Origin of the sequence: Micromonospora vulcania, assembly GCF_042658605.1 — a bacterium.
Lineage (GTDB): Bacteria > Actinomycetota > Actinomycetes > Mycobacteriales > Micromonosporaceae > Micromonospora > Micromonospora vulcania.
Genome location: NZ_JBHSQS010000001.1, coordinates 403,240 through 429,129, shown reverse-complemented (window position 1 = coordinate 429,129; position 25,890 = coordinate 403,240). Strand labels below are relative to the sequence as shown.

The 25,890-nt window shown below is 68.6% G+C and carries 27 protein-coding genes; 16 read left to right on the top strand and 11 right to left on the bottom strand.

The window, feature by feature from the left end; genetic code table 11:
* Nucleotides 1-139: 139 nt before the first annotated feature.
* Nucleotides 140-883 carry a helix-turn-helix domain-containing protein gene (locus ACFQGL_RS02100; RefSeq protein WP_377504377.1) on the top strand — a complete coding sequence of 248 codons (744 nt, stop codon included), beginning with the start codon at nt 140-142 and terminating at the stop codon, nt 881-883.
* A gap of 451 nt (nt 884-1,334) precedes the next feature.
* Here the strand turns inward: ACFQGL_RS02100 and ACFQGL_RS02095 are convergent, their stop codons facing one another.
* The 5 genes from ACFQGL_RS02095 to ACFQGL_RS02075 form a co-directional block, all read right to left on the bottom strand.
* Nucleotides 1,335-3,077 carry an ABC transporter substrate-binding protein gene (locus ACFQGL_RS02095; RefSeq protein WP_377504375.1) on the bottom strand — a complete coding sequence of 581 codons (1,743 nt, stop codon included), beginning with the start codon at nt 3,075-3,077 and terminating at the stop codon, nt 1,335-1,337.
* A 155-nt stretch (nt 3,078-3,232) separates the two neighbouring features.
* Nucleotides 3,233-4,219, bottom strand: coding sequence for an ABC transporter permease (locus ACFQGL_RS02090; RefSeq protein WP_377504373.1), 987 nt, complete (start codon nt 4,217-4,219; stop codon nt 3,233-3,235).
* A gap of 10 nt (nt 4,220-4,229) precedes the next feature.
* Nucleotides 4,230-5,237, bottom strand: coding sequence for an ABC transporter permease (locus ACFQGL_RS02085; protein WP_377504371.1), 1,008 nt, complete (start codon nt 5,235-5,237; stop codon nt 4,230-4,232).
* The gene (locus ACFQGL_RS02080; RefSeq protein ID WP_377504369.1) at nt 5,234-6,295 is read right to left on the bottom strand and encodes an ABC transporter ATP-binding protein; all 1,062 of its coding nucleotides are present in this window, start codon (nt 6,293-6,295) and stop codon (nt 5,234-5,236) included. Before ACFQGL_RS02080 ends, ACFQGL_RS02085 begins: the two co-directional genes overlap by 4 nt.
* Nucleotides 6,292-7,392, bottom strand: coding sequence for an ABC transporter ATP-binding protein (locus ACFQGL_RS02075; RefSeq protein ID WP_377504686.1), 1,101 nt, complete (start codon nt 7,390-7,392; stop codon nt 6,292-6,294). Before ACFQGL_RS02075 ends, ACFQGL_RS02080 begins: the two co-directional genes overlap by 4 nt.
* A gap of 275 nt (nt 7,393-7,667) precedes the next feature.
* On the opposite strand from ACFQGL_RS02075, the gene ACFQGL_RS02070 reads away from it, so the two are divergent.
* The 6 genes from ACFQGL_RS02070 (at nt 7,668) to ACFQGL_RS02045 (ending at nt 15,153) form a co-directional block, all read left to right on the top strand.
* Complete coding sequence (locus ACFQGL_RS02070) at nt 7,668-8,216, top strand: Uma2 family endonuclease (RefSeq protein ID WP_377504367.1); 549 nt, start codon at nt 7,668-7,670, stop codon at nt 8,214-8,216.
* A gap of 32 nt (nt 8,217-8,248) precedes the next feature.
* The gene (locus ACFQGL_RS02065; protein WP_377504365.1) at nt 8,249-9,685 is read left to right on the top strand and encodes a TldD/PmbA family protein; all 1,437 of its coding nucleotides are present in this window, start codon (nt 8,249-8,251) and stop codon (nt 9,683-9,685) included.
* Complete coding sequence (locus ACFQGL_RS02060; protein WP_377504363.1) at nt 9,682-11,088, top strand: TldD/PmbA family protein; 1,407 nt, start codon at nt 9,682-9,684, stop codon at nt 11,086-11,088. The genes ACFQGL_RS02065 and ACFQGL_RS02060 overlap by 4 nt, the downstream gene beginning before the upstream one ends.
* Before the next feature lie 253 nt (nt 11,089-11,341).
* Nucleotides 11,342-12,148: a hypothetical protein gene (locus ACFQGL_RS02055; RefSeq protein ID WP_377504361.1), complete on the top strand. Its 807-nt coding sequence runs from the start codon at nt 11,342-11,344 to the stop codon at nt 12,146-12,148.
* A 12-nt stretch (nt 12,149-12,160) separates the two neighbouring features.
* Entirely contained in the window at nt 12,161-14,089 is a 1,929-nt protein-coding gene (locus tag ACFQGL_RS02050) for a fumarate reductase/succinate dehydrogenase flavoprotein subunit (protein WP_377504359.1), read from the top strand.
* Entirely contained in the window at nt 14,086-15,153 is a 1,068-nt protein-coding gene (locus tag ACFQGL_RS02045) for a succinate dehydrogenase/fumarate reductase iron-sulfur subunit (RefSeq protein ID WP_377504357.1), read from the top strand. The genes ACFQGL_RS02050 and ACFQGL_RS02045 overlap by 4 nt, the downstream gene beginning before the upstream one ends.
* 164 nt (nt 15,154-15,317) lie before the next feature.
* On the opposite strand, the gene ACFQGL_RS02040 is transcribed toward ACFQGL_RS02045, so the two are convergent.
* Nucleotides 15,318-15,755 carry a (deoxy)nucleoside triphosphate pyrophosphohydrolase gene (locus ACFQGL_RS02040; protein WP_377504355.1) on the bottom strand — a complete coding sequence of 146 codons (438 nt, stop codon included), beginning with the start codon at nt 15,753-15,755 and terminating at the stop codon, nt 15,318-15,320.
* Between the two features lie 183 nt (nt 15,756-15,938).
* Between ACFQGL_RS02040 and ACFQGL_RS02035 the strand changes: the two genes are divergently transcribed.
* From ACFQGL_RS02035 to ACFQGL_RS02005, 7 genes are all read left to right on the top strand, one after another.
* The gene (locus tag ACFQGL_RS02035; RefSeq protein WP_377504353.1) at nt 15,939-16,247 is read left to right on the top strand and encodes a 4a-hydroxytetrahydrobiopterin dehydratase; all 309 of its coding nucleotides are present in this window, start codon (nt 15,939-15,941) and stop codon (nt 16,245-16,247) included.
* 40 nt (nt 16,248-16,287) lie between these two features.
* Complete coding sequence (locus tag ACFQGL_RS02030) at nt 16,288-16,650, top strand: PH domain-containing protein (protein ID WP_334630195.1); 363 nt, start codon at nt 16,288-16,290, stop codon at nt 16,648-16,650.
* Nucleotides 16,651-16,751: 101 nt separating this feature from the next.
* Nucleotides 16,752-18,110, top strand: a complete 1,359-nt coding sequence (locus tag ACFQGL_RS02025; RefSeq protein WP_377504351.1) for a hypothetical protein — start codon at nt 16,752-16,754, stop codon at nt 18,108-18,110.
* 90 nt (nt 18,111-18,200) lie between these two features.
* Nucleotides 18,201-19,481 carry an MFS transporter gene (locus tag ACFQGL_RS02020; RefSeq protein ID WP_377504349.1) on the top strand — a complete coding sequence of 427 codons (1,281 nt, stop codon included), beginning with the start codon at nt 18,201-18,203 and terminating at the stop codon, nt 19,479-19,481.
* 44 nt (nt 19,482-19,525) lie between these two features.
* Nucleotides 19,526-20,293, top strand: a complete 768-nt coding sequence (locus tag ACFQGL_RS02015; RefSeq protein WP_377504347.1) for a hypothetical protein — start codon at nt 19,526-19,528, stop codon at nt 20,291-20,293.
* A gap of 57 nt (nt 20,294-20,350) precedes the next feature.
* Nucleotides 20,351-20,725 carry a VOC family protein gene (locus tag ACFQGL_RS02010; RefSeq protein ID WP_377504345.1) on the top strand — a complete coding sequence of 125 codons (375 nt, stop codon included), beginning with the start codon at nt 20,351-20,353 and terminating at the stop codon, nt 20,723-20,725.
* Nucleotides 20,726-20,830: 105 nt separating this feature from the next.
* The gene (locus tag ACFQGL_RS02005; protein WP_377504343.1) at nt 20,831-21,235 is read left to right on the top strand and encodes a hypothetical protein; all 405 of its coding nucleotides are present in this window, start codon (nt 20,831-20,833) and stop codon (nt 21,233-21,235) included.
* Here ACFQGL_RS02005 and ACFQGL_RS02000 read toward each other — a convergent pair.
* Nucleotides 21,232-21,774, bottom strand: coding sequence for a carbonic anhydrase (locus ACFQGL_RS02000; RefSeq protein WP_377504341.1), 543 nt, complete (start codon nt 21,772-21,774; stop codon nt 21,232-21,234). The two genes, ACFQGL_RS02005 and ACFQGL_RS02000, sit on opposite strands and share 4 nt — an antisense overlap.
* Nucleotides 21,775-21,873: 99 nt before the next feature.
* Nucleotides 21,874-22,107: a DUF6980 family protein gene (locus tag ACFQGL_RS01995; protein ID WP_377504339.1), complete on the bottom strand. Its 234-nt coding sequence runs from the start codon at nt 22,105-22,107 to the stop codon at nt 21,874-21,876.
* 191 nt (nt 22,108-22,298) lie between these two features.
* Here ACFQGL_RS01995 and ACFQGL_RS01990 point away from each other — a divergent pair, with 191 nt between their 5' ends.
* Complete coding sequence (locus ACFQGL_RS01990; protein ID WP_377504337.1) at nt 22,299-22,580, top strand: hypothetical protein; 282 nt, start codon at nt 22,299-22,301, stop codon at nt 22,578-22,580.
* Nucleotides 22,581-22,771: 191 nt separating this feature from the next.
* Here the strand turns inward: ACFQGL_RS01990 and ACFQGL_RS01985 are convergent, their stop codons facing one another.
* The 3 genes from ACFQGL_RS01985 to ychF form a co-directional block, all read right to left on the bottom strand.
* Nucleotides 22,772-23,170, bottom strand: coding sequence for an NUDIX domain-containing protein (locus ACFQGL_RS01985; RefSeq protein WP_377504335.1), 399 nt, complete (start codon nt 23,168-23,170; stop codon nt 22,772-22,774).
* A 536-nt stretch (nt 23,171-23,706) separates the two neighbouring features.
* A complete protein-coding gene (locus tag ACFQGL_RS01980; protein ID WP_377504333.1) occupies nt 23,707-23,865 on the bottom strand; it encodes a hypothetical protein in 159 nt (52 codons plus the stop codon).
* Nucleotides 23,866-24,347: 482 nt separating this feature from the next.
* Entirely contained in the window at nt 24,348-25,433 is a 1,086-nt protein-coding gene (ychF, locus tag ACFQGL_RS01975) for a redox-regulated ATPase YchF (protein WP_377504331.1), read from the bottom strand.
* 104 nt (nt 25,434-25,537) lie between these two features.
* On the opposite strand from ychF, the gene ACFQGL_RS01970 reads away from it, so the two are divergent.
* Complete coding sequence (locus tag ACFQGL_RS01970; RefSeq protein ID WP_377504329.1) at nt 25,538-25,885, top strand: hypothetical protein; 348 nt, start codon at nt 25,538-25,540, stop codon at nt 25,883-25,885.
* The last annotated feature ends 5 nt before the right edge of the window (nt 25,886-25,890 follow it).

Genomic DNA, 25,890 nt, shown 5'->3' with positions numbered 1-25,890 from the left:
CTGGGGCGCATCGGCAGGCTCAGCCGTCGCGTGCTGTCCACATTGACGCCGAGCTGTCGTCAGGCGCGACGGCACAGAGCGCGACATTCAGGGCACATTCATGGCGACATTAAGGCGACACACCGCTATTGTGGCGAACATGAATGCCCCGAACGCCGCCCTGCGAGCGGTCCGCACCGGGATGCGCATGAGTCAGGACGACTTCGCCCGCGCGCTTCAAGCCGCCGGCCGCCGCGTCGGAGAGCCCAACGACGCCAACAAGAGACTCGTCCAGCGCTGGGAGTCTGGCGCGATCGCCGCGCCGCGGCCCGTGTACGCCCGCGCCTTGGAGGTCGTCACCGGCCTGCCGGTCTCGCTGCTCGGCTTCGCCGCGATACCCGATGGGCAGGTCGCTGATGACCAACACGGCGGCCACGACCTGACCTCACCCATGTCCAGCCTGGCCACGCCAACGCCCAAGCCACTCGCGGTCCAAGGGTCGTACGAGGGCGTCTGGCTCAGCCGTTACCAATACCACTCCAGCGGCCGAGGAAAGTCATTCGCCGGGCAGCACTTCGTGGTCGTGCTCCAGCACGGCGACCGACTGACCGTGCGCAGCCTGCCCGGCTCGGCGTCATCGTCGCTGTCAATGGATTTCACCGTGGACGGTGCCGTGGTCACCGGCACCTGGGTGGAGCAGACCGATACCGCCGGCTACTACCGGGGAGCCCGCTACCACGGCGCGATCCAGCTACTGGCGGAGCCCACCGGCCGACGGATGGCCGGGAAGTGGGTCGGGTTCGGCAAGGACATGGACGTCAACACTGGTCCGTGGGAGCTGACCTTCCGGGATGCTTCCACGTCCAAGGCGACGCTCGACCGCTACAACATGGTGCCCGAGTAGGACGGTTCGCCAACTCGTTAACGGGCGGCTGCGCGGACGCTTCGCGCCGACAGAGGCCGTTCACCGACCGATCAGCTAATACGCCTGCTTATATTCCGGGGCATCCACTCATGCCGATGTGAGTTAGCTCGGAAGCAAGCGCCGCCAGCGACGGACAATTTGCTGCTCGTAGGGTTCGACTAAGGAACAGGCGTACCCGCCGGGGCGACGTGGATCATGCCGGCCGAGCTCATCTCCTGCGGGCGCGAGCGGGCGAACGCGTGACGATGACTATCGCCGGTCGCCCGGCAGCCGTGCTCGGCCCGGTCAGTCCTCGGACCTGGCGCGAATGGGACGACCTCGCCGACGTGTTCGACCAACCAACCGACCCAGGGTGAGCCGAGCGGAAACGACAAGGGTCCCCTCCCGACGGCGCTGTCGGGAGAGGACCCTTGCCTGCCTGCGGTGTGACTTACGGCTTGACGTGCGCGTTCACGAACGACGGGTAGCCGAAGACGCTGGAGATGAAGACTCCACCGGCCTTGGACCCGTGCACGGCGTACGCGACATCGACGAAGAGCGGCACCACCGGGGCCTGCTCCTTCATGATCCGCTCGTCGAGCTTGGCCCACTCCGGCCCCTGAGCGGCCGGCTCCAGCGCGAGGATTCGGTCGATCTCGGCGTTGATCGCCGGGTCGTTGAAGTACGCGCTGTTGCTGTTGCCCTCGGCCTTGATGGTGCGGCCGTCGTAGAGCACCGGCAGGATCGACGCCCCGCTCGGCCAGTCCGCCGCCCAGTTACCGATGTAGAGGTCCCAGGGGTTGTCCTTCTTCTTGACCTCGTCGAGCTTGGCGTCGTCCGGGATGTTGCGGACCGTGATCTTGAAGCCGGCCCGCTCCAGGTTGGCCTTGAGCTGGGCGCCCTGCTGCTGCTCGGTCGAGTTGTCGGCGACGCCGAGGACCAGCTCCGGCGTCTTGCCGCCAAGCAGTTCCTTGGCCTTGTCGACGTTGCCGTTGGCACCCGCCGGGTACGCGTCGTACGCCTTGAAGCCGATCGTGGCCGGCGGCATGAGCGTGGTCAGCGGGGCGGCGATGGTCTGGCCACCCATCGCCTTGATCAGACCCTCGCGGTCGATGGCGTAGTTGAGCGCCTGGCGGACCTTCAGGTCGGTGACCCGCTGGTTGTTGATCACGAGCTCGTTGGTGCTCGGCGTCGGGGAGAGGATGGTGCGGGACTTCAGCGCCGCGTCCCCCGCCACCTTGGCGACCAGCGAGGCCGGCACGTAGTTCCAGGCCAGCGCGCTCTGGTCGGCGCCGTTGTCGGCGATCACCCGGTTGGCGGCGGCGTCGGCGGTCGGGCCGAAGCTCCAGACGAACTGGTCCGGGTACTGGTGGCGCACCGCGTCGGTGGCCGGGTCCCAGTTGGGGTTGCGGTCCAGGGTGAGCTGCACGCCGGTCTGGTTCTTGGCGATCTTGTAGGGGCCCGACGAGAACGGCTGCTGGTCCAGGTTGACGCCGGTGTCCTTGTCCGGAGGCAGCGGCGCGGTGGTCGGCAGCGAGACCGCGAACGGCAGGTCACAACGGGGCTTGGCGAACTCGAAGCGCAGCGTCTTGGGGTCCGGCGTGGTCAGGCCGGGCGGCAGCGACGTCTTGTTCTTCTTGAAGTCCCACTTGGTGTCGAACTGCGCGGTGTCGGCCAGCCACTCCTGGATGTAGGTGGGGCCGCCGGACAGGTCCGGGTCGAAGGACCGGGCGATGCCGTACGCGATCTCCTTGGAGGTGATCGGACGGCCGTCCTCGAACTTCACCCCGTCCTTGATCTTGAATTCCCAGACCTTGCAGTCCTTGTTGACGTTGGTGCCCGGGGTCTCGGCCAGGTCGCCGACGAGGACCAGGCCGCCCTTGCCGTCGTCCTTCCAGGTGGTCAGGTAGCGGGACCAGAGCGGGTTGGCCATCAGGCCGGCGAACGAGTACGTCCGCTGCGGGTCCAGGTGGGAGATCGGCGTCTCCCGGATGACGGTGAAGGTGCCGCCCTTCTGGGCGCCACTCACCTCGGCGGCCGGACCCTGCGATTCCTTGGGGTCGGTCGCGATGACCCCGGTCTGCTGCCGCCCGCTGTCCACCGTGGTGCCCTCGCCCGTGTTCTTCGAGCACGCACCCAGTGCAACAACCAGTGCGATCGCGCCGCCTGCGGCGGCCGCCACGCGTGGTCGCATGAAGTACCTCCTTCACCAATGTGCCGTGCGGTCCGTCGGGCGAGAACCGCCGACGTCCCGAGGATCGTAAGGAAGAAAACCTACGAGTTGTGTAACAGTTGTCGATAAATTTCACCGCGGTCCGGGTGCTGGACACCCGGACCGTGCGGGGCGGTTCAACGCAGCCGGACCCGCGGGTCGATGGCCGCGTAGAGCAGGTCGACCAGCACGTTCGCCAACACCACGAAGACGGCCGCGATGAGCACGGTGGCCATGATGGTGGGCAGGTCGCCGGAGCGCACCGCGTCCACCGCGGTCCGCCCGAGCCCCTGGATGCCGAAGGTGGTCTCGGTGATCACCGTGCCGCCGAGCGCCCCGCCGACGTCCAGGCCGGCGATGGTCACCACCGGGGTGATCGCCGCGCGCAGCGCGTGCCGCCCGTACACCTTTGGTTTGGTCAGGCCCTTGGCCCGCGCGGTACGGACGAAGTCCTCGGACAGCGTCTCCAGCATTTGGGCCCGGGACAGTCGGGCGTAGATGGCCGAGAAGAGGAAGGCCAGCGCCACCCAGGCGAGCACCAGCCCGCTGGCCCACTTCGCCGGATTGTCGAAGATCGAGGTGTAGCTCGGCACCGGCAGCAACCGCAGGTTGTAGACGAACACCAGCAGCAGCACCGCGCCCACGAAGTAGAGCTGCAGCGAGGCGCCGGTCAGCGAGAAGCCGATGGCCGCCCGGTCCAGCCAGGTGCCCCGGCGCAGCGCGGAGACCATGCCCAGCCCCACCCCGAGCAGCAGCCAGAGAACGGCCGCCGGGATCACGATGCTCAGCGTCACCGGCAGCACCCGGCCGATGGTGTCCGAGACCGCCTCGTTGGTGACGTACGACCAGCCCAGGCAGGGCGCGTCACACCGGCCACCCTGGGCGCTGCCCAGGTCCCGGCCGGCGACGATGCCCTTCATGTAGCCGGCGTACTGGCTGATCAGCGGGTCGTTCAGGCCCAACTCGGTGCGGACCCGCTCCAACCGCTCCGGGTTGCAGTTCTTTGGGCACATGCCGGTGACCGGGTCACGGGGCAGGGCGAAGAACATCAGGAAGGTCAGCACGCTCACCGCGAAGAGCGTCAGCGTGGCGGAGAAGAGCCGCTTGATCAGAAATCGCGCCATGGCGAACCCCCTACCGGGACGACTTCGGGTCGAGCGCGTCACGCAACGCGTCGCCGAAGAGGTTGAAGGCGAACACCAGCGCGAAGATCATGATGCCCGGGAAGAAGACGTACGCCGGGTCGGTCTGGAGGTAGTCCAGACTGTCGTAGATCATCCGGCCGAAGCTCGGGGTCTCGTCGCTGAGACCGACGCCGATGAACGAGAGCGCGGCCTCGCTGGTGATGAACTGCGGCACCGCCAGCGAGAACGACACCAGGATCGGTGCCCAGATGTTCGGCAGCAGTTGCCGGAAGAGCATGTGGCCCAGCCCCGCGCCGCTGGCCTTGGCCGCCTCCACGAACTCCCGCTCGCGCAGTGCGATCACCTGCCCGCGTACCAGCCGGGCCGTGCTGGTCCAGCCGAAGATCGCGAAGACCGCGATCAGCACGCCCACCCCGAAGGCCGCCGACACCTGCCCCCGCTCGCCATAGAAGCGCAGCGTCGCGGTGGGGGTGAGCGCCAATGCGATGATCAGGAACGGCATGGCCAGGGTCAGGTCGGTGATCCAGTTGATCACCGCGTCGAGCCAGCCGCCGAGGTAGCCGGCGAGCGCACCGAGCACGATGCCGATCGTCGCGGTGATCAGGGCAGCCGCGAACGCGATGAACAGCGAGGTCCGCAACCCGTAGATCAGCCGGATGAAGATGTCCCGGCCCAGCCCCGGCTCCAGGCCGAACCAGTGGTCCCCGGTGACGCCACCGGCGTAGCCCAGCGGCATGCCGAAGCCGTCCAGCAGGTTCTGGAACTGCTCCCGCGGACCGATGCCGTAGACCATCTCGATCAGCGGCGCGGACAAACCCAACAGCAGGAAGGAGACCAGCAGTACGCCGCTGACCATGGCCGTCCGGTCGCGGCGCAGCCGCAGCCAGGCGAGCTGGCCGGGCGAGCGGCCGACGACGCCCTTCGTCTCGGGGCCGGCCACGTCCGAGCCGGACTCGATCTCGGCCAGCGCCACACCCTCCACCGGGGACAGGCTCACGACGACACCTCCTCGATGATCGCCCCGGCGGGGCTCGCGCTGGCCGCCTCCGGGTCGGAGCCTCGTTCCGGGCTCACGCTGGCCGCTTCCCCTTCGGGGAAGTGACACGCGGTGGCCTGGTTGCCACCGTCCCGCGGCACCAGTGCCGGCTCCTCGGTGGCGCAGATGTCCTGCGCCTTCCAGCACCGGGTGCGGAACCGGCAACCCGACGGCGGGTCGAGCGGGGTGGGCACGTCGCCGGCGAGCCGGATCCGACCGCCCGGGCCGAGCTGGGTGACGTCCGGGATCGCCGAGAGCAACGCCCGGGTGTACGGATGCTGCGGGCGCTCGTAGATGTCCGCCCGGTCACCGATCTCCACGATCCGGCCCAGGTACATCACCGCGACCCGTTGGCAGAAGTGCCGCACCACGGCCAGGTCGTGGGCGATGAACACGAACGCCAGGCCGAGGTCCCGTTGCAGGTCACGTAGAAGGTTGACCACCTGCGCCTGGATCGAGACGTCCAGCGCCGAGACCGGCTCGTCGGCGACGATCAGCTTGGGTCGCAGGGCCAGCGCGCGGGCGATGCCGATGCGCTGGCGCTGGCCGCCGGAGAACTCGTGCGGGTACCGGTTGTAGTGCTCCGGATTCAACCCGACCAGCTCCAGCAGCTCCTGCACCCGGGCCTTGATCCCGCCCGGCGGCTTGATCCCGTTGACCTGCAACGGCATCGCCACGATCCGACCGACCGTGTGCCGGGGGTTCAGCGAGGCGTACGGGTCCTGGAAGATGATCTGGAGGTCCTGGCGCAGCGGGCGCAGCTCGCGCCGGCCGGCGTGGGTGATGTCCCGCCCGTCGAACTCGATGCTGCCGGCGGTCGGCTCCAACAGCCGCACCAGCATCCGGCCGGTGGTGGTCTTGCCGCAGCCCGACTCCCCCACCAGGCCGAGCGTCTCGCCCGGGCGCACGTCGAAGTCCAGCCCGTCCACGGCCCGCACCAGACCCGTGGAACGCAGGCCCTGGCGTACCGAAAAATGCTTGGTCAATCCACGGACCCGCAGCAGCGGCTCAGCGGTCATCGGGCCACCCCCACGGATGCGATGTCCTCGGCGTAGAGCGCGGCGCGCTCGTCGGCGGCGAGATGACAGGCGACCAGGTGGCCGTCCGCGCCGGCTGAGCCGGTCTCGCCGGCTGAGCCGGTCTCGCCGGCTGAGCCGGCCGGGCGCAGCTCGGGCACCTCGGTGCGGGACCGGTCGCCGTTGCGGTCCGCGTACCGGCAGCGCGGATGGAAGGCGCAGCCGGACGGCAGGTTGATCAGGCTCGGCGGGTTGCCCCGGATCGGCAACAGGTCCGCCTCCGCGTCGCCGTGCAGCGACGGCACGCTGGAGAGCAACCCCCAGGTGTACGGGTGCTGCGGCTGGCGGAGCACCTGCTCGACGCTGCCGTGCTCGACGGCCCGTCCGCCGTACATCACCAGCACCTCGTCGGCGACCTGGCCGACCACGCCGAGGTCGTGGGTGATCAGGATGATCGCGGAGTGGAACTCGGCCTGGAGGTCGGCCAGCAGATCCAGGATCTGCGCCTGCACGGTGACGTCCAGCGCGGTGGTCGGCTCGTCGGCGATCAGCAGGGCCGGGTCGTTGACCAGCGCCATGGCGATCATCACCCGCTGGCGCATGCCGCCGGAGAACTCGTGCGGGTACTGGTCGAAGCGGCGCGCCGGCTGCGGGATGCCGACCCGGTCCAACATGTCCACCGCACGGTGGCGGGCCTCCCGCCGGCCCACCTTGGGGTGGTGCACCCGGTACGCCTCGGCGATCTGCCGCCCCACCGTGTAGTAGGGGTGCAGCGCCGACAGTGGATCCTGGAAGATCATCGCCATGTCCCGGCCGCGCAGCCGGCGTACCTCCTCGTCGGGGAGGCCGACCAACTGCCGGCCACCGACGGAGATCTCACCGGTGACGGTGGTCCGCTTGGCGTCGTGCAGGCCGAGGATCGCGAGCGAGGTGACGCTCTTGCCCGAGCCGGACTCACCGACGATGCCGAGCGTGCGACCCCGCTCGACGGCGAACGACACCCCGTCGACCGCGCGTACCACGCCGTCCTCGGTGTCGAAACGGACCCGCAGATCACTCACCCGCAGGTAAGCGTCCGAGTCGGAGCGCTGCGCCGGCACGGTGGGACGGTCCTCCGGTTCCCCGGACGGCGTCGAATCCGAGCTGTCCACGGCCACCTCCCTCAGTGACGAAGAGAACTTACAGGAAAGTCCTGAGGGTGAAAATAAGCTACAAAGTCGGTACGTGTCAGCGGGCCCGAGCGTAACGAGTCGGCATCGGCCCTGGATACCCTCACCTCGCCATCCACGGCCATTCATCTCGCGATCGCACGTCAGGTGCGACCATGGAAAGGGCAACCAGCAGAGGATCCCAGCGGCACGAGGTGGAGGTGACGATGACCGCGGCAGTGTTCGACCACGAAGGCCCGTGGACGGAAGAGGAGTTCCTCGCCCTCGGCGAGACGCAGGATCGCGTCGAACTCTTCGACTGGAGCCTCCACGTGACCCCAGGACCCACTCCCCGCCACCAACGGGTCTCCCGAAAGCTCGGCAACATCCTTGAAGCAGCAGCTGAGCCTGCCGGCCTCGAACTACTGGAGGCGGTGAACGTCCGGCTCCGGCCGGGTCGGATACCGATCCCCGATCTCGTCGTCACCAACCCGATCGATCTCGACGAGCTCACCATCGAGGCCGCCGACGTGCGACTGGTGTGCGAGATCATCTCGCCAAGCAACGCGTCCACCGACAAGGTGCTCAAGATGCACTACTACGCCGCCGCCGGGATCGGTTGGTACCTGCTGGTGGAGCAGGGGACCGGCGAGATGCGCCTCTACCGGCGCCAAGGCGGTCACTACGTGGAGACGGCGACGACCAAGCGCGGCGAGGTGTTGGAGCTGACCGAGCCGGTGCGGGCCACGATCCGGCCGGAGGATCTCGTCACCTGACGCGTGACGGTGGGCTGGCCTAGGGTCGGTCCATGACCGAGTTCGATGCCGCCACCGCCGCTGTGCAGGCCGCCCTCGACGCGGGCGCCCGGTACGCAGACGCCCGGGTGATGCACCGCCGCTACGAGTCGATGACCGCGCGCAACGGCGACGTGGAGGAGCTGACCCAGGACGAGAGCATCGGGCTCGGCGTCCGGGCACTGGTCGGATCCAGTTGGGGCTTTCACGCCGTACCCGATCTCTCGGACGCCGCCGCCCGCGACGCCGGCCAGCGTGCCGCGCGGACCGCCATGGCGAGCGCACGGGTGCCCGGCCCATCGGTCGACCTGGTGCCGGTCGAGGCGGTGACCGCGAGCTGGGCCTCCGGCTGCCAGATCGACCCGCTCGGGGTGCCACTGTCGACCAAGGGCGACCTGCTGGTCGGCGCGACCCGCACGATGGCCGAGCACGGCGCCGACCTGGCCGAGGGCCTGTACCAGATCTGGGACACCGCGAAGTGGTTCGTCTCCAGTGACGGCCACCGGATCGACCAGCGGATCCGCGAGTGCGGCGGCGGCATCTCGGCGACCTCGATCGGCGACGGCGAGACGCAGCGCCGGTCCTGGCCCAGCTATCGGGGCCAGTACGGCACCACCGGTTGGGAACTGGTCGAGTCGCTGGACCTGGCCGCGCACGCCGCGCAGATCGCCGAGGAGTCCCGGGCGCTGCTCACCGCGCCGCCCTGCCCGGCCGGCGAGACCGATCTGATCCTCGGCGGCGAGCAGATGGCGCTCCAGATCCACGAGTCGGTCGGGCACGCCATCGAGCTGGACCGGATCCTCGGCTGGGAGGCCGCGTTCGCCGGCACGTCCTGGCTGGACCTGGCCCAGCTCGGCTCGCTGCGCTACGGCTCGGAGCTGATGAACATCACCATCGACCCGACCATCCCCGGCGCGCTGGGCAGCTTCGGCTTCGACGACGAGGGCTCCCCGGCGGTCAAGCGGGACGCGGTCCGCGACGGGCGGTGGGTGGGCGTGCTCGCCGGCCGGGACTCGGCGGCCATGGCCAGCCTCGACTACGGCGGCAGCGTACGGGCTGACGGGTGGGCCCGGTTGCCGATGGTGCGGATGACCAACGTCGGCCTGGAACCCGGCCCGCACACCCTGGAGGAGATCATCGCGGCCACCGACGACGGGGTGCTGATGGACCTCAACCGATCCTGGTCGATCGACGACAAGCGCCTGAACTTCCAGTTCGGCTGCGAGGTCGGCTGGGAGATCAAGAAGGGCCGGCGGGGGCGGATGCTGCGCAACCCCACCTACACGGGGATCGGCCCGCTCTTCTGGCGCTCGATGGACATGCTCTCCGACGAGACGGTGTCCTGGGGCACGCCGAACTGCGGCAAGGGCCAGCCGGGCCAGACCGGGCACACCGGCCATCCGGCCGCGCCGGCCCGCTTCCGCAACGTCCGAGTGGGTGTGTCGGCATGACCGGGCCGAGCGAGGTGGAGCTGGCCGGGCAGGTCATCGAACTGGTACGGCGGCTCGGCGGGCCGGCCACGCAGGCCGAGGCGGTGGTGACCCGGGCGGACCTGGCGCTGACCCGGTTCGCCAACTCGTCCATCCACCAGAACGTCGCCGAGTCGACCGTCGGGGTACGGCTGCGGCTGCACGTCGACGGGCGTACCGCCGCCGGCAGCGGCAGCGTGATCACCACCGAAGGGCTGCACGCGCTGGTCGAACGCACCCTGGCCGCGGCGCGGCTCTGCCCGCCCGACCCGGGCTGGCCGGGGCTGGCCGCACCCGCGCCCACACCGGTCGCCCCGCCCGTGGACGAGACCACCGCGTACGCCGATCCGGATCAGCGGGCCGACCGGGTCCGCGCGTTCGTGGCCGCCGCAGGGGGCCTCAGCACCGCCGGCTACTGCCGCACCGCGCACCGCTCGTCGGCGTACGCCAACTCGGCAGGGCACACCTCGTACGGCCGCTCCGCGGAGGCGGCGATGGACGGCATCGCCCGGCGCGACGGCGCCGACGGGGTGGCTCGTCGCTGCGCCGACCGGCTGGCCGACGTCGACGGCGCCGAGTTGGGCGCGCACGCGGCGGCCAAGGCCCAGGCGGCGGCCGACCCGGTCGAGCTGCCGCCGGGCCGCTACGAGGTGGTGTTCGAGCCGGCCGCGGTGGCGGACCTGTTGCAGAACCTCGCCTGGTACGGCTTCAACGGCAAGCGGTACGCCGAGCGGCAGTCGTTCGCCGAGCCGGGTGCGGCCCAGTTCGACGAGACGGTGACCCTGGTGGACGATCCGCTGGGTGCCTCCGGGCTGCCGTTCGACGCCGAGGGCACCGGCCGGCGGGCGCTGACCCTCGTCGAGGCGGGCACCACCCGGGCGGTGGCACACGACCGCCGGACCGCCGTCGAGGCGGGTGTGGAGTCCACCGGGCACGCGATCGCCGGCGGTGCCACCTGGGGCCCGATGGCCCGCAACGTCCGCCTCTCGGGTGCGGCAGCCGGCCCGGCCAGCGCGGTGGGCCGCAGCACCACCGGCACGGCGGCCGGTGCGGTGGTCGACCCGGACACCGCGGCGCTGGTCGCCGGAGTACGCCGAGGGCTACTGGTCACCGACCTCTGGTACACCCGGGTGCTCGATCCGAAGAGCCTGGTCGTCACCGGGCTGACCCGCAACGGCGTCTGGTTGATCGAGGACGGCACGGTCGTGAGGGCGGTTCGCGACCTGCGGTTCACCGAGTCGTACCCGCGGGCGCTCGGGCCGGGTGCGGTGCTCGGGCTGGGCGCGCAGCCGGTACGCCAACCGGACCGGGTGGACGGTGCCTGGTGGGCGGCGCCACCCGTACGGCTGGCGTCCTGGCACTTCACCGGGGGCGCGTCCGGCTGAGGGCAGTGACGTTCTTAACGACCCGTCATCGATCGGCGTGCCAGGGCTTCTCCGCAGGCCGGACACACGGGACACTCCCTTGCGCGGACGGCTCGCAAAGATCGGCGTAACGTGTGTCACTTAGCTGCGTCGGTCGATCCGGCGTGGTTGTTGGTGTGCGCATGACGTGGCAGCGGGTGCGGGTTCGCCGGTCCGCGTGCCGACCGGAGATAGACAAGCCCGCCCGTACGGGCCCGTCGAGGAGACGACTCGAATGACATCAACGGCAACGAGGCCGCGGGGAGCGCGGGCGCGCGCCGCCATCGCGGCGAAGACGTTGCGTACCGACCGCTGGTGGTTCGCCCCCCTGATCACCGTCATCGGGCTCAGCGCCTGGGTCGCGTACGCGACGGTCCGGGTCTTCATGCACAAGTGGTACTGGGTGGACGAGTTCCACTACCTGACCCCGTTCTACTCGCCCTGCGTCACCGAGCGGTGCGTCGAGGGTTCCTCGCACTTCGGCTCGTTCCTGCCCGGCTGGTGGATCATCCCGGACGCCGCGCTGACCCTGCCGTTCCTGCTGCTGTTCCGGCTCACCTGCTACTACTACCGCAAGGCGTACTACCGGTCGTTCTGGCTGTCCCCGCCGGCCTGCGCCGTGCCGGACGGTCACGCCGAGTACAGCGGCGAGACCCGGTTTCCGCTGCTCGGCCAGAACCTGCACCGCTACTTCTTCTACGCCGCCGCGATCATCTCGCTGATCAACACCTGGGACGCGATCATCGCCTTCCACTCGCCGGAGGGCTTCGGCTTCGGCCTGGGCAACATCATCCTGCTGGTCAACGTGGTGGCGCTCTGGGCGTACACGATCTCCTGCCACTCCTGCCGGCACATCATCGGCGGCCGGCTCAAGCACTTCTCCAAGCACCCGGTGCGCTACCGGGCCTGGACCTTCGTCTCGGCGTTGAACGTCCGGCACATGCAGCTCGCCTGGATCACCCTCGGCACCCTCGCGCTGACCGACTTCTACGTCATGGCGATCGCCGCGGACTGGTTCCCCGACCTGCGGTTCATCAACTAAAGGGCCCCCGACATGACCACTACCACGCGAATCGAACGACACCACTACGACGTCGTCGTGATCGGGGCCGGCGGCGCCGGCCTGCGCGCGGCGATCGAGGCCCGGCTCGCCGGCAAGAAGACCGCGATCATCTCCAAGTCGCTCTTCGGCAAGGCGCACACGGTGATGGCCGAGGGCGGCGCCGCCGCCGCGATGGGCAACGTGAACAGCCGGGACAACTGGCAGGTGCACTTCCGCGACACCATGCGCGGCGGCAAGTTCCTCAACAACTTACGGATGGCCGAGCTGCACGCGAAGGAGTCGCCGCAGCGGATCTGGGAGCTGGAGACGTACGGCGCGCTCTTCGACCGCACCGAGGACGGCAAGATCTCCCAGCGCAACTTCGGCGGTCACGAGTACCCCCGCCTGGCGCACGTGGGTGACCGAACCGGCCTGGAGCTGATCCGCACCCTCCAGCAGAAGATCGTCTCGCTCCAGCAGGAGGATCAGCGGGAGTTCGGCTCGTACGACGCCCGGATCAAGGTGTTCGCCGAGACGACCATCACCGAGCTGCTGCTCGACGGCGACCGGGTCGCCGGCGCGTTCGGCTACTACCGGGAGTCCGGGGACTTCGTCCTCTTCGAGGCGCCGGCCGTGGTGCTGGCCACCGGCGGCGTCGGACGCTCCTACAAGGTCACCTCGAACTCCTGGGAGTACACCGGGGACGGGCACGCGTTGGCGCTGCGCGCCGGGGCGACGCTGATCAACATGGAGTTCCTCCAGTTCCACCCGACCGGCATGGTCTGGCCGCCCTCGGTGAAGGGCATCCTGGTCACCGAGTCGGTCCGCGGCGACGGCGGCGTACTGAAGAACTCCGAGGGCAAGCGGTTCATGTTCGACTACGTCCCCGACGTCTTCCGCAAGCAGTACGCGGAGACCGAGGATGAGGCGGACCGCTGGTACACCGACCCGGACAACAACCGGCGCCCGCCGGAGCTGCTGCCCCGCGACGAGGTGGCCCGCGCGATCAACAGTGAGGTCAAGGCCGGTCGGGGCTCCCCCGCCGGCGGTGTCTTCCTGGACATCGCCAGCCGGCGCTCGTCAGACGAGATCCGCCGGCGGCTGCCCTCGATGTACCACCAGTTCAAGGAGCTGGCCGACGTCGACATCACGAGCGAGCCGATGGAGGTCGGGCCGACCTGCCACTACGTGATGGGCGGCGTCGAGGTGGACCCGGACTCCGGTGCCGCCTTCGGCCATGTCCGTGGGCTGTTCGCCGCCGGTGAGGTCTCCGGCGGCATGCACGGCTCGAACCGGCTGGGCGGCAACTCGCTGTCCGACCTGCTGGTCTTCGGCAAGCGGGCGGGCGGCCACGCGGCCAGCTACGCCGACGCTCTGGCCGCCCGGCCGAAGGTGGCCGTGGACGCGGTCGAGGCCGCGGTGGAGACCGCGCTGGCCCCGCTGCAGCGGGACACCGGCGAGAGCCCGTACACCCTGCAGCAGGACCTGCAGGCGGTGATGGGGGATCTGGTCGGCATCATCCGGCGGGAGGGTGAGCTTGCGGACGCGCTGATCAGGCTGGCCGAGCTGCGTGAGCGGGTGGCCAAGGTGAGCGCGGCCGGCGGCCGGCGCTACAACCCGGGCTGGCATCTGGCACTGGACCTGCGCAACATGCTGGTCGTGTCGGAGTGCACCGCGAAGGCGGCGCTGGAGCGGCAGGAGTCGCGCGGCGGGCACACCCGGGAGGACTATCCGGCCATGGAGCCGGCGTGGCGGCAGGTCAACCTGGTCTGCTCGCTGGACGGCGACACCGTACGGCTGGACCGCAAGCCGCTGCCGAAGATGCGGCCCGAGCTGATCAGCCTCTTCGACCGTGCGGAGCTGGCCAAGTACCTCACCGACGAGGAGCTCACCGACTTCGACGGCCTCGTCGCCGACGCTGGAGAGGCGGACAACCGATGAGCGTGAAGCGTCAGTTCCGGATCTGGCGGGGCGACGAGACCGGCGGCGACCTGCAGGACTACATGGTCGAGGTGAACGAGGGCGAGGTCGTCCTCGACATCATCCACCGGCTGCAGGCCACCGACGCGCCCGATCTGGCCTGCCGGTGGAACTGCAAGGCCGGCAAGTGCGGCTCCTGCTCGATGGAGATCAACGGCAAGCCGCGGCTGGGCTGCATGACCCGGATGTCGACGTTCGACGACGAGGAGACCGTGACGGTCACCCCGCTGCGTACCTTCCCGGTGATCCGGGACCTGGTCACCGACGTCTCGTTCAACTACGAGAAGGCCCGGGAGACCCCCGCGTTCGCCCCACCGGCGGACGTGGCGCCGGGCGACTACCGGATGCAGCAGGTCGACGTCGAGCGCTCGCAGGAGTTCCGCAAGTGCATCGAGTGCTTCCTGTGCCAGAACGTCTGCCACGTGGTCCGCGACCACGAGGAGAACAAGCAGGCGTTCTCCGGGCCGCGGTACTTCATCCGGGCCGCCGAGCTGGACATGCACCCGTTGGACGCCCGGACCGACCGCAAGGAGTACGCACAGGCCGAACAGGGCCTCGGATTCTGCAACATCACCAAGTGCTGCACCGAGGTCTGCCCCGAGCACATCAAGATCACTGATAACGGGATCATCCCCATGAAGGAACGGGTCGTCGACCGCAGGTACGATCCCCTTGTGTGGCTTGGTAGCAAGATCTTCCGTCGGGGCGAGACGCCCCAGACCAGCGTGACCACCGCCCGTCAGGGCTCGGCGACGTCGCCGGGCGCGGCCAGGGGTGGGGTGCACTCGCACGCGGGCGGCTCGCACGACCCGCGCGCCGAGGCGCAGGCGCAGAGCGGCGTCAACTGGCACCGGGAGGTGCCCCACCCGACCGCGCCCGCGGTCGACGACCGGGGCAAGCTGCCGCTGACCGAGCTCACCTTCGACCGGGCCGCCGCGCCGTCGCCGTTCGGTGACGACGTGACCTTCCCGCTGCCTCCGGAGCACCTGAACTTCGCCCATCCGGATCAGGACAACAAGCACTGAGCACGACCACCGAGACGGGGGCCCGGCAAAGCCGGAGCCCCCGTCCCTCTTTTCCCCCGCCCCACCCCTGCCCGCCCCGTCGATCATGAAGTTCTTGCTGCGACACGCCGGGTGACACCGCAATAACTTTGTGATCAACGGGAGCCAGGGCTGAGGAGCCGAGGTCAGGGAGCTAGTAGGGGGCGGAGGGCTGCGACGATCGGGGCGTCGGCGGGGAGCCAGGTGACCGAGTTCAGCTCGGCTGCCGTGAGCCAGCGCAGCTCCGAGTGCTCCAGCGCCTGCGGCTCGTCGTCGTGCAGCAGGCGGGCGGCGTAGACCTTGAGCACCGAACGGCCGTGGGCCATCCGTACGTTGCGGCCGACCCGGTCGCCGATCTCCACGCGTACAGCCAGTTCCTCGGCGCACTCCCGGACCAGCGCGTCGGTCTCGGCCTCCCCCGGCTCGACCTTGCCACCGGGAAACTCCCACATGCCCGCCACCTCCGGCGGAGCGGAACGCGCACAGGCGAGAACCCGCCCGTCCCGGATGATCGCCGCCCCGACGATCACCCTCAGGTCCCGTCGTTCGGCCTGCCCGCCACCATTCGCCCGTTCGGTCCGCACGGGCGTCCAGGGTGCCAGATCAATCGGCGGTTTGGGTACCGTAGCCGACCGCTAGGTCAATAGAACACAGAAGTGTGGGCGTGGACACCCAATCCATGCGGCGAGAGACTAGAGGGCACCGACAAGACACGGGATGGCGACGATTTGGCCACAAGCCGGCAACGGCGCTTGGGGGGTGCGGTGATGCGCGTGCTGTTCAACAGCCGGGCCAAGCACGACTACCTTTCCGACGCGTTGACCTTGCTCTCGGGTTGGACGCGGGAAGGCGAGCAGATCCGACGGACTCTCGTGATTGACGATACCCAACACGCGGCGCTGACCGAACGGGTGAAGGTGGTCGCCGACGCGCTGCACCTGCGCCCCGAGATCAGCCGCCGGGCCGACAGCACCCTCATCCGGGTCGGGCACGGCAACGACGAGCCGCTGACCGAGGGCGAGGTCCTGCTGGCCGCCCGGATCGAGGACGTCTACCGGACGGTCACCGAGTCCTGAGGGGCACGGCGGCTGGCACCGGTTGCCTAGCCTGGGGTGCATGGCGAACATCGCGTACGACCGCAAGGAGCAGGTCCAGCAGATCGAGAGTGGACTCCTCGACGGTGAGCAGATCATCGCGGTCTACGACGCCGTCGGCACCGGCACCGGGTTCATCGGGCTGACCGATCGGCGCGTGATCATCCAGGACCGCTCGTTCGTCGGGAAGCGGTACGCGATCACCAGCATCCCGTACTCGAAGATCACCAGCGTGAGCGTGGTCAGCAACAAGTCCTGGGGCGGTGCGTTCTTCTCCACCGGCGCGATTGCCATCCACGTCGGCACGCACACCTACGAGGTGGAGTTCCGCGGCGCGCAGAAGAGCCACCACGTGCACAACGTCATCCTGCACCACATCTCCTGACGCCCCGGCCTTCCGCAGATCGATCCCCGCCGTTCGGCTGTCCCTTGTGGGCCCCGCGGATCCATAGGATGCCGAGGATTCACACGTCAGGGGAGACGCAGATGAGGATCCGCAGGTCAGTCATCGTGGTGCTGGCGACGCTTGCCCTCGCTGCGTGCGTACCGAAGGACACACCGGGTGGGGGCCAGCCGTCCAGCCACGAGCTGTCCCTCACCCAGTGGCAGGAGCAGTCGCAGCAGATCGCGGCGGACCGGTCCAAGGCCCTGCTGGCCGGCGACGAACAGGCGTGGTTGTCGTTGATCGATCCGTCGCAGACCGAGTCGATCACGGCTGAGCGGATGAGGTTCCGCAACCTGCGGGCGATGCGACCGCAGCAGTTCGCACTGACCGTCAACTCCGTCAGCGAAGTGGGCGACCCTGCCGGGACCGGCTTCGCCAAGGGCGCCACCCTGCACAAGGCCCGAATCCACGCGGCGGTGCGCTACGAGGCAGACCTTGAGTTCACCCTGCAGGACTACGACTACGTCTTCCTGCTGTCCGGCGGGAAGGTCTCGATCGCGTCGGTGAAGCCGATCGACGCAGCCGCGGTGACCTACGGCAATCCGGTCAAGAACGCACCGTGGGACAACGTTCCGCTACGCGTGGCGTACGCCGGGTCGGTCACCATCCTGGCTCCCGAGGACAGCAAGTGGGACCCGGCGAATTTCACCGCCATGGCCGCCCGGGCGAACGCGCTGGTCCGCGGGATCTGGGGTCGACACAAGGCACCCAAGGGCTTCCTGGTCCTACTGGCCACCAGCGAGCAGAAGCTCCAGTGGTTCGGGGCAACCAGCGATCTACAGACCGCCAGCGGGTACGTCTACAACCCGGAGATTGTCGACGAGAAGGGCAGCCCCGTCGTCATCCCGCCGAAACTTGACGGCCCACCGGAGCGGTCGATGGCGGGCTCGCGGATCGTCCTGGACATGGACCGGTTGAAGACGGTCGAGGCGGCCGAACGGGTCCTGGCGCACGAGATGGCCCATGCCGTCGCGCCCCACCTGATGCCCAGGGTCGCCTACCTGGAGACATCGCCGCAGGGCATTCTCAACTCATCCACCTGGGTGGCCGAGGGCTTCGCAGAGTGGGTCGAGATCATCTCCCACAAGAACCTCAAGGAACGCAGCGCCTTCGTCGGCCGCAACTGGGCGCAGTTCAAGCCCGCCGGGCTGCTGCCGGGCAACGACAACTTCTACGCGGCCAACAGCGACCAGAGGTCGTTCAACTACCAGGTCAGCGGCATGTTCTTCGTCGCGGCCGAGCGGCTCGGTGGCCGGGACAAGACGGTGCAACTCTACGAGGACCTGGTCAGCCAGCCGGTCTTCGTCGCCGACTCGCGGTCCTTCCTCGACGGCCCGCTGCGCAAACGGGGCTACGACCCCGACAAGTTCTGGTCGACCTTCAACTCGCTGCTGAAGTAGCCACGGCAATCCTGGTCTTCTGCCGTGGGCTGATTCTGCTGGTAGCGACCTTTGTTGATCCGGAGGACCTCCGCCGGGTCAGCTAGCACCATGTCAACGGACACAGCCCGCTTCCCGCGTTCCTCGCCCTACTGGCCGGTCGTCAGCCATCCGCTGCTGCGACGCGTCCTGCCCGGGCTGGCGGTGTCCGCCCTGGGCGACGGCATGGCCGTGGTCGCGGTGACCTGGCTCGCGATCCAACTCGCACCGCACAGTCAGCGCGGCACCTGGATCGCGGTCGCGGTGGCCGCGTACACCCTGCCCAGCGCGGCCGGGACCATCGTCTTCGGCCGGCTGCTGGCCGGTCGCAGCGGCGCCCAGATCGCCGGCTGGGACGCGATCCTGCGGGCCACCGCGCTCGCGGCGATCCCGGTCGCCTACCTCGCCGACGTGCTCACCATCGGGTTGTACGTGACCCTGCTGGCCGCGTCCGCCCTGCTGCACTCGTGGGGTGTCGCCGGGCGGTTCACCCTGATCGTCGAACTGCTGCCACAGCGACACCATCTGCCGGCCAACGCCCTGCTGATGACCATCGGCGGGTCCGCCACCATCATCGGTCCGCCACTGGCGGGAATCCTGATCAGCGGGGCCGGCCCGGTCTGGGTCATCGCCATCGACGCCGCGACCTTCGCCGTCCTGGCCGTCACCTACCGCCTCGCGGTGCCCACCACCATCGGAACCGCCCGCACCGAACGCGCCGCCTCCCGTACCGCCGGGTTCGCCGCCATTGGTCGCGACCCCGCCCTGTTAGGCCTCCTGGGACTGAGCCTCGGGTTCTTCTTCATCTTCGGCCCGGTGTACGTGGCCATGCCAATCCACATCGTCGACGACCTGAACGCCTCCGCGACACTGCTGGGCGCCTACTACACCGCCTTCGGCATCGGCGGCGTCCTCGGCGGCCTGGTCACCGGGCATCTCCGCCACTGGCCGCTGTGGACCACCACCATCGGCATCGTCATCGGGTTCGGCGTCGCCATGCTGCCCCTCGGCCTGGGCGTACCCATTGGCGTGTCACTGCCGGCGTTCGCCCTCGCGGGGCTGATCTGGGCGCCCTACCGGGCGACGTCCATGGCACTGATCCAGCGCGGCACGTCCACCACGCAACTCCCCGCCGTGTTGGCCGCGTACGGCGCCATCACCGTGCTGGCGGTGCCCTTGGGAACCATGCTCGGTGGCCCCCTGGTCGGCCTCCTCGGCGCCCGCCCGACGCTGCTGCTCTCCGGTGGCGCGACCGTCGCCCTCGGCCTGCTCGCCGGCGGTCTCGCGCTGCTGCGCCGCAGGCCGGGTAGCGTGCCGGCCGTGAGCGACCCGGCCACGGTGTCGAGCGAGTGATCAGCTCACCACAGCCACTTGATCGGCTGGGATAAATTCATCCCGTGACCGGTCGAGGGTTGCACCAACAACCGAAGCCGACGTACGTCGAAGACTACGTCGGGAAAATTGTCTCCGACAAAGAGATCGATGCCGAGATGGCACGGGAGCTGCTGTGGCATCTCCTGGACGCACGTAACCGCGTAAGTTCCCTGATGAACCGCGCCATGATCGGGACCCTCGCGACGGGTGCGGCCTTCGAATTGCTGAACAGGCAATTGATCTCCGAGGCCTCCGCCGGTGGGATCAGGCTGGCCAAGCTGGACCCGCTTCGGCTCCTCCTACCGGTGCTCCTGGCCTATCTCTTCCTTCGAGTCACGGTGCTCGCCCGCGAGGCCAAGCTGCTCGAGACATGCTTCCACGAGCTTGCGCGCCAGCGTTTTCCCGGGTTCCACTCCTCCAACATCAACTATTTGTTGATCCCTCCTGCTGGCTTCGCCGTCGGTGAAGTCCCGACGCAACTAACCCGAATGGGGCAGCGGACGCGGGCAATTTACTCCGTCCTTGTGGGCGGGGAGATCGCCATCATGGGCTTCGCGCCGCCCGTGATCATCATCTACATGTACGTCCAACTGTTCCGGCGTGAAGGCCTCGACCACCCAGCGGTGTGGATCGGGCTTGCCACCGTGATCGCCCTGCTTGCCGCGGCCTACGCAACTCTGTCGATAGAGGCGAATACCAGGGGGCGCAAAGCTCAGGCGCAGCCTTCGGAGCCGCCGGCACCGACCTGGCCGCCGCCGGTGCCGCGTACCGGCAGCGACGCACAGCCATAGAGCCGCTTGGCGCGTAACCACCGCGCCGTGTCGGACCCGGCGTACAGAATGCGGGGCATGTCTGAGTCATCCGCGCACCGACACCACGCCATCGACTACATCGAGCTCACGGTCAGCGACCTCGACCAGGCCAAGCGCTTCTACGCCGAGGCGTTCGGCTGGCAGTTCAACGACTACGGGCCGGGGTACGCCGGTATCCGCAGCCCACACGGCGACTCCGCACCGGAGGTGGGCGGCCTCCGCCTCGACCAGGAAGTCCGGGCCGGTGGCCCGCTCGTGCTGCTCTACTCGGCCGATCTGGACAAGTCGGTGCAGGCGGTAAAGGACGCGGGCGGTCAGGTGCTGAAGGGGCCGTACGAATTCCCCGGCGGCCGCCGGTTCCACTTCACCGACCCAAGCGGCAACGAGTTGGGCGTCTGGGCCGAGCAGTAGCGCAAGCTGGTCCCTCAGGGGACGAGCGCCGCCACGAAGCCGAGCAGGACCAGGGCACCAGCGTTAGCAGGCTTGCTGCCGGTGGAGGCTTGGCACAATTACGCAGTGAACGTTGATGAGAGTCTCGGTCGCTACGGCTTTCGCCCATCGGCCGCCGACTTACCGCGGGTCCGCGAGATTCTCGCGGCCCAGGCAGATCTCGATCAGTACGACCAGGACACCGAGCTCATGAATCTTTGCTGCTTGCAGCTGTTCAACGCAGGGCGGCTGAGCGATGTACTCGCCATCTGGCAGGCCAAGGAGTCGAGCATGGACGCCCACTGCTCGATCGACATCCAACTGCTCTGCGGAGCAGGGCTCGCCGCAACCAAGGCACACCTGGAGGCCGACGGCTCTGCGGAGGCGGTGGACGCGCTGCGCTACCTGCTCGAATGCGAGGCAGCCGGCGACTTCACCAACTTCTCCGTCGCCGAGCAGGCGCGTTGGAGAGCCGACTACTTCCTGAGCTAGTCACCAGCTCGGCTGCGTGGGGGCACAACTGTTGTCAACAGCCCAGTCTCCACGTCGTACGCGTACCCCGAAATTTTGATTGTGGGTGATACCAGCGGACTGTTGAGCAGCATGTCGACATCGCCGGGCACGGTCTCCGTCGGATCGAAGACTGCCAGGTCAGCCAGGGCGGCGTCATCACCACCTCGCTCGGCGAATCCCCTACGTAGCGCGGCATCGGCGAATCCGATGCCACAGCCCGTGTGCTGCACGACAGCGAGATCGAACCAGTCGGCGTCAAGTGCCTTGACCTCGTGCAGGTAACTGATCCACGCCAGGTCCTGGATCACGGCCGGAGTCACCCGGCCGCCCAGGGTTCGGGCGACGATGGCGTCACCGAAGGACAGCCCGAAGATGAAGGCCGGGTCGACTCGCGGGTCGAGACACGTGATGACGTAGAGCTGCTGGTTGGGGATGAAGGGGATCTTCGGCGCTCGACCCTTGGCATCCGAAGCAGCGAAACGGGCATTGCGCTGCAGCAGGTCGTCCGTACCACTCACTTTTGCGAGCCTAAGCCAGGCGCATCGTCAGGCGATCCCGAACGGGTAATCCGGGTGGTGCGGATATCGGCTGCTGCACCTGGTTGGCTGCGCCCGTCGTCACGCAGTGGTGTCATCCTCGTCATCGACATCGCCGGGCAGCGACGTGCCGCACCAGGGGCAGTAGCGGATGGCGATGTACGAACTGCCGCCGTCATGGATGATCAGGACGTAGCGTTCGTCACGCGGGTCCGGGTCGTGGTAGATCAGGCAATCCGGGCAGTCGAACGAGTCGGCGTGCTGGTCGCACTTGGCCTCGACTTTGTCGCGCATCATCTCGCAGCAGAAGGTCACACCGGATTCTCCCGCCTCTCCGGTCCGGCCCCTTCGCGGCCGTCGCAGCGACGCGTCGGAACCCGTCCAGCGTCAGACCCCTCGGTCGTCGCCGAACTCTGGAACGCCGATCAATCCGTCCTCCTGCGCGCCTGGACACGCCCCGCGGTCGCCTACTTGCCCTGGCCCTCGCGGTGGCGCAACCTCGGGTGGTGACTGAGGCATTCGACGGGACGGCTCCAAACCTGGTGCACAGCAGAGACCTCGCTGTGCTCGTCGGGATCCTGGCGGAGCTGGAGGGCGAATTGATGGCCAGCGAAGTGCCCCGGCACCTGGCCGACAGACTGCGGGAACGATTCGTCCGGCTGGGTCTGCTCGGTCCTGAGGCCAGCGAACGCGACTTGCGGCAGGCGGTCAACGACCTCAACCACCGGCTCCGATACGGGCTCGGTGAGTACCCGGAGTTGCCACCGCAGTTGCCGGTTCCCGACTGAACACCCAGCGGCCACGAGCGCGGACAGTCGCTCAGCCGTTGCTGGGACCGGAGACTCCTCGCTGCGCGAACGACGCCGCAACCGGATCGAAGGCCCTGACCGCAAGCTCGGGCTGCACAATGGCATCCGACAGCGGCAGTTCCCGGCTCCGGTGCCCGGGCGCTGCCTCGCTGCCGTCCTGGCTCAAGTTGTTACTGCGAGTCAAGATAGCGCCGGAACGCTTCCTGCCCGTCAGGGATGAAGCGCCGGTGCTGGACGGCTTGCCGCAGCTCGCCCTTTGTCATCCAGCCGAGCCAGGCCACCTCCTGGGGGTCAGGATCTATCTCGCCGGTGATGACGGCCTCATGAACACCGAGCCAGTACGGGCCGATCTCGCCTTGACACAGGAATTTGAACATGAAGCGCACCGCCACGTCGACGCCCAGCTCCTCGGCCAGCTCCCGAGCAGCGGCCGCCTGATACGACTCACCGACATCCACGGCCCCGCCGAAGCTCACCTCGTAGTAGCCCGGGAATCTGGACAGGCCCTCACCGCGCCGAAACACCAGAACCCGGCCCTGCTCATCGACCCGCTCCACGAGCTCATTCACAACACACACAATCCCAGATCCGGTTCGTAGCGCGGCCCGCAGGAGTTCGGGAAGCGACCACCTCGCTGGGAGCCGATGAGCTGGATGCGGGCGGGCAGCCCCTAGACCGCTTGCGCCATCCCGATGCTCCTATGGAGGTCAAGGGGCGAGGGCGGCAGTCCGGTGTCCGACTCCGAATGATGCGTTACATGGTGGCTTCACTTGATGCGTGACACTCCACCGAGTGCTGGTGGAGTTGGCGTGACCGAGCAGGCCCGCATCCGCGACGCCCGGCCCGCTGGACCCCATCCACCCCGGCGGCAACCCAGCCACTGCGCGTCGAACGATGCCTCAGCAGCTGCGGCGTCCTCGTCATCGCCGGTCAGAAGATCCACGTCGGCATCGGCCACGCCGGTCGAACCGTCACCGTTGAAGACGCCGACACCACCTTCCACGCCAACAACGGCGACCAACTCCTGGCCGAGGTGCCCCGCACCACCACGACAAGCGTCGCCAGATCAAAGCCCGCAAGCCCAAACCGCCACGACGCGTCGCCTCTAGCCGCGTCGGCTCCGTCGACGCCAAATGAGCAGACCCGCGACCGCGGCCGCAATGGCGACGAGGATGGACCAGTCCCCCGCGACGGTCGCCTCCGGCAAGGCCCGCAACGGCTTGGGCTCGGCCTCGTACTCGTCGTCCCCGGGCGCCTCGTTCATGCCGGTACGCTATCGCGCCGAATCGACCAACCCAAGTGACGCTTGCGCCGCGCCGTGGTTCGAGCACGGCAGCTAACCCACAACCGTAATGTGCGTCTAGCCGGACGTGTTACGGATCAAGTGAAACTGATCCGTAACACGTCAATTGAAGCGCGACATCGCCGGCAGTCCTGCCGGTTCTTCCCCGCACTGTCCGCGTCTGCGCCAACTTCGGTAAGAAGGCATTCAGTGACTCGTACTACCTGTAACGGATCCTGCTCGCCGATCAGTGCCGGGGCAACAGGGCACCACGAGTCACGACCTGCGGCACCATCACGCCTCGGTACCGCTGATGCAGGGTGAGTCGGTCATCGTGGTCGCTGAACGCCTGGGGAGCACTCGGAAGAACGCACCCGCCGCGCCGTCGATGACGCGTGGCGTTGTGCCCCCGATGTGCCCCAGGGCAACGACTCAACCGGCTGACCTGCGAGAACAGGCTGGACTCAGACGTTGAAGCGGAACTCCACCACGTCGCCGTCCTGCATGACGTACTCCTTGCCTTCGATGCGGACCTTGCCCGCCGCCTTGGCCGCGGACATCGAGCCGGTCTCGACCAGGTCGTGGTACGAGACCACCTCGGCCTTGATGAAGCCACGCTGGAAGTCGGAGTGGATGACGCCCGCGGCCTCCGGCGCGGTGGCGCCGACCGGGACCGTCCAGGCGCGCGCTTCCTTCGGACCGGCCGTCAGGTACGTCTGGAGCCCGAGGGTACGGAAGCCGACCCGGACGAGCTGGTTCAGGCCGGGCTCGTTCTGCCCGATCGACTCCAGCAGCTCGCGGGCCTCCTCCTCGGGCAGGTCCACCAGCTCGGACTCGATCTTGGCGTCCATGAAGACGGCCTCGGCGGGGGCGACCAGAGCGCGCAGCTCGTCGAGGAACGCGGCGTTGGCCAGCTCGGCCTCGTCGACGTTGAAGACGTACAGGAACGGCTTGGTGGTGAGCAGGTGCAGCTCGCGCAGGTGCTCCAGCTCGATCTTGGCGGCGGCGGCCCCGGCGTACAGGGTGGTGCCGCCGTCGAGCACCTCGATGGCCTGCTTCGCGGCGGCGACGGCGGCGGCCCGGTCCTTGCGGAGCTTGGCCTCCTTCTCCAACCGGGGCAGCGCCTTGTCCAGGGTCTGCAGGTCGGCGAGGATCAGCTCGGTGTTGATCGTCTCGATGTCGTCGGCCGGCGAGATCTTGCCGTCGACGTGCACCACGTTCGGGTCGGAGAAGGCCCGCACCACCTGGCAGATCGCCGAGGCGTCACGGATGTTGGCCAGGAAGGCGTTGCCCCGGCCCTGCCCCTTCGACGCGCCGCGGACCAGGCCGGCGATGTCGACGAACGACACCGGGGCCGGCAGCACCTTCTGCGACGAGAAGATCTCGGCCAGCTTGCCCAGCCGCTCGTCGGGCAGCCCGACCACGCCGACGTTGGGCTCGATGGTGGCGAACGGGTAGTTCGCCGCCAGCACGTCGTTCTTGGTCAACGCGTTGAACAGCGTGCTCTTGCCGACGTTGGGCAGGCCGACGATGCCGATGCTGAGACTCACGACGGGCCAGCTTACGCCGTTACTGACCGGGCCGGTCCACGCGCCTCGGGTTCTGCCGGTCCGCCCGCTCGATTAAGCGGTCCGCATCGGGCAGGGTGGCAGACGTGCAGACGACGCTGCAGTTCCTCATCATGGTGGACGGCCCGCTGACGGCGGCGGAGCTGCTGGACCGGATCCGCACCGGGCTGCCCGACGCGGTGCCCCATCGACGGGACTCGGTGCACGTCCGCGGCAACCTGTTGGAGATCAACCCCAACGAGGGCGCGGACCCGGAACTGGCCGTCACCGACGAGGACGACTACCTCTACTTCCGGTGGCGGGTGGAGCTGACCCCGATGGAACGCTCGGTCGGCGAGGAGCACCAGATCACGCTGGCCCGGGAGCTGCTGCGGGTGATCGAGGGACCGCAGGTGCGGGCCATCGTCTGCGCCGCGTTCGAGGACCGGGTCTGACCGGC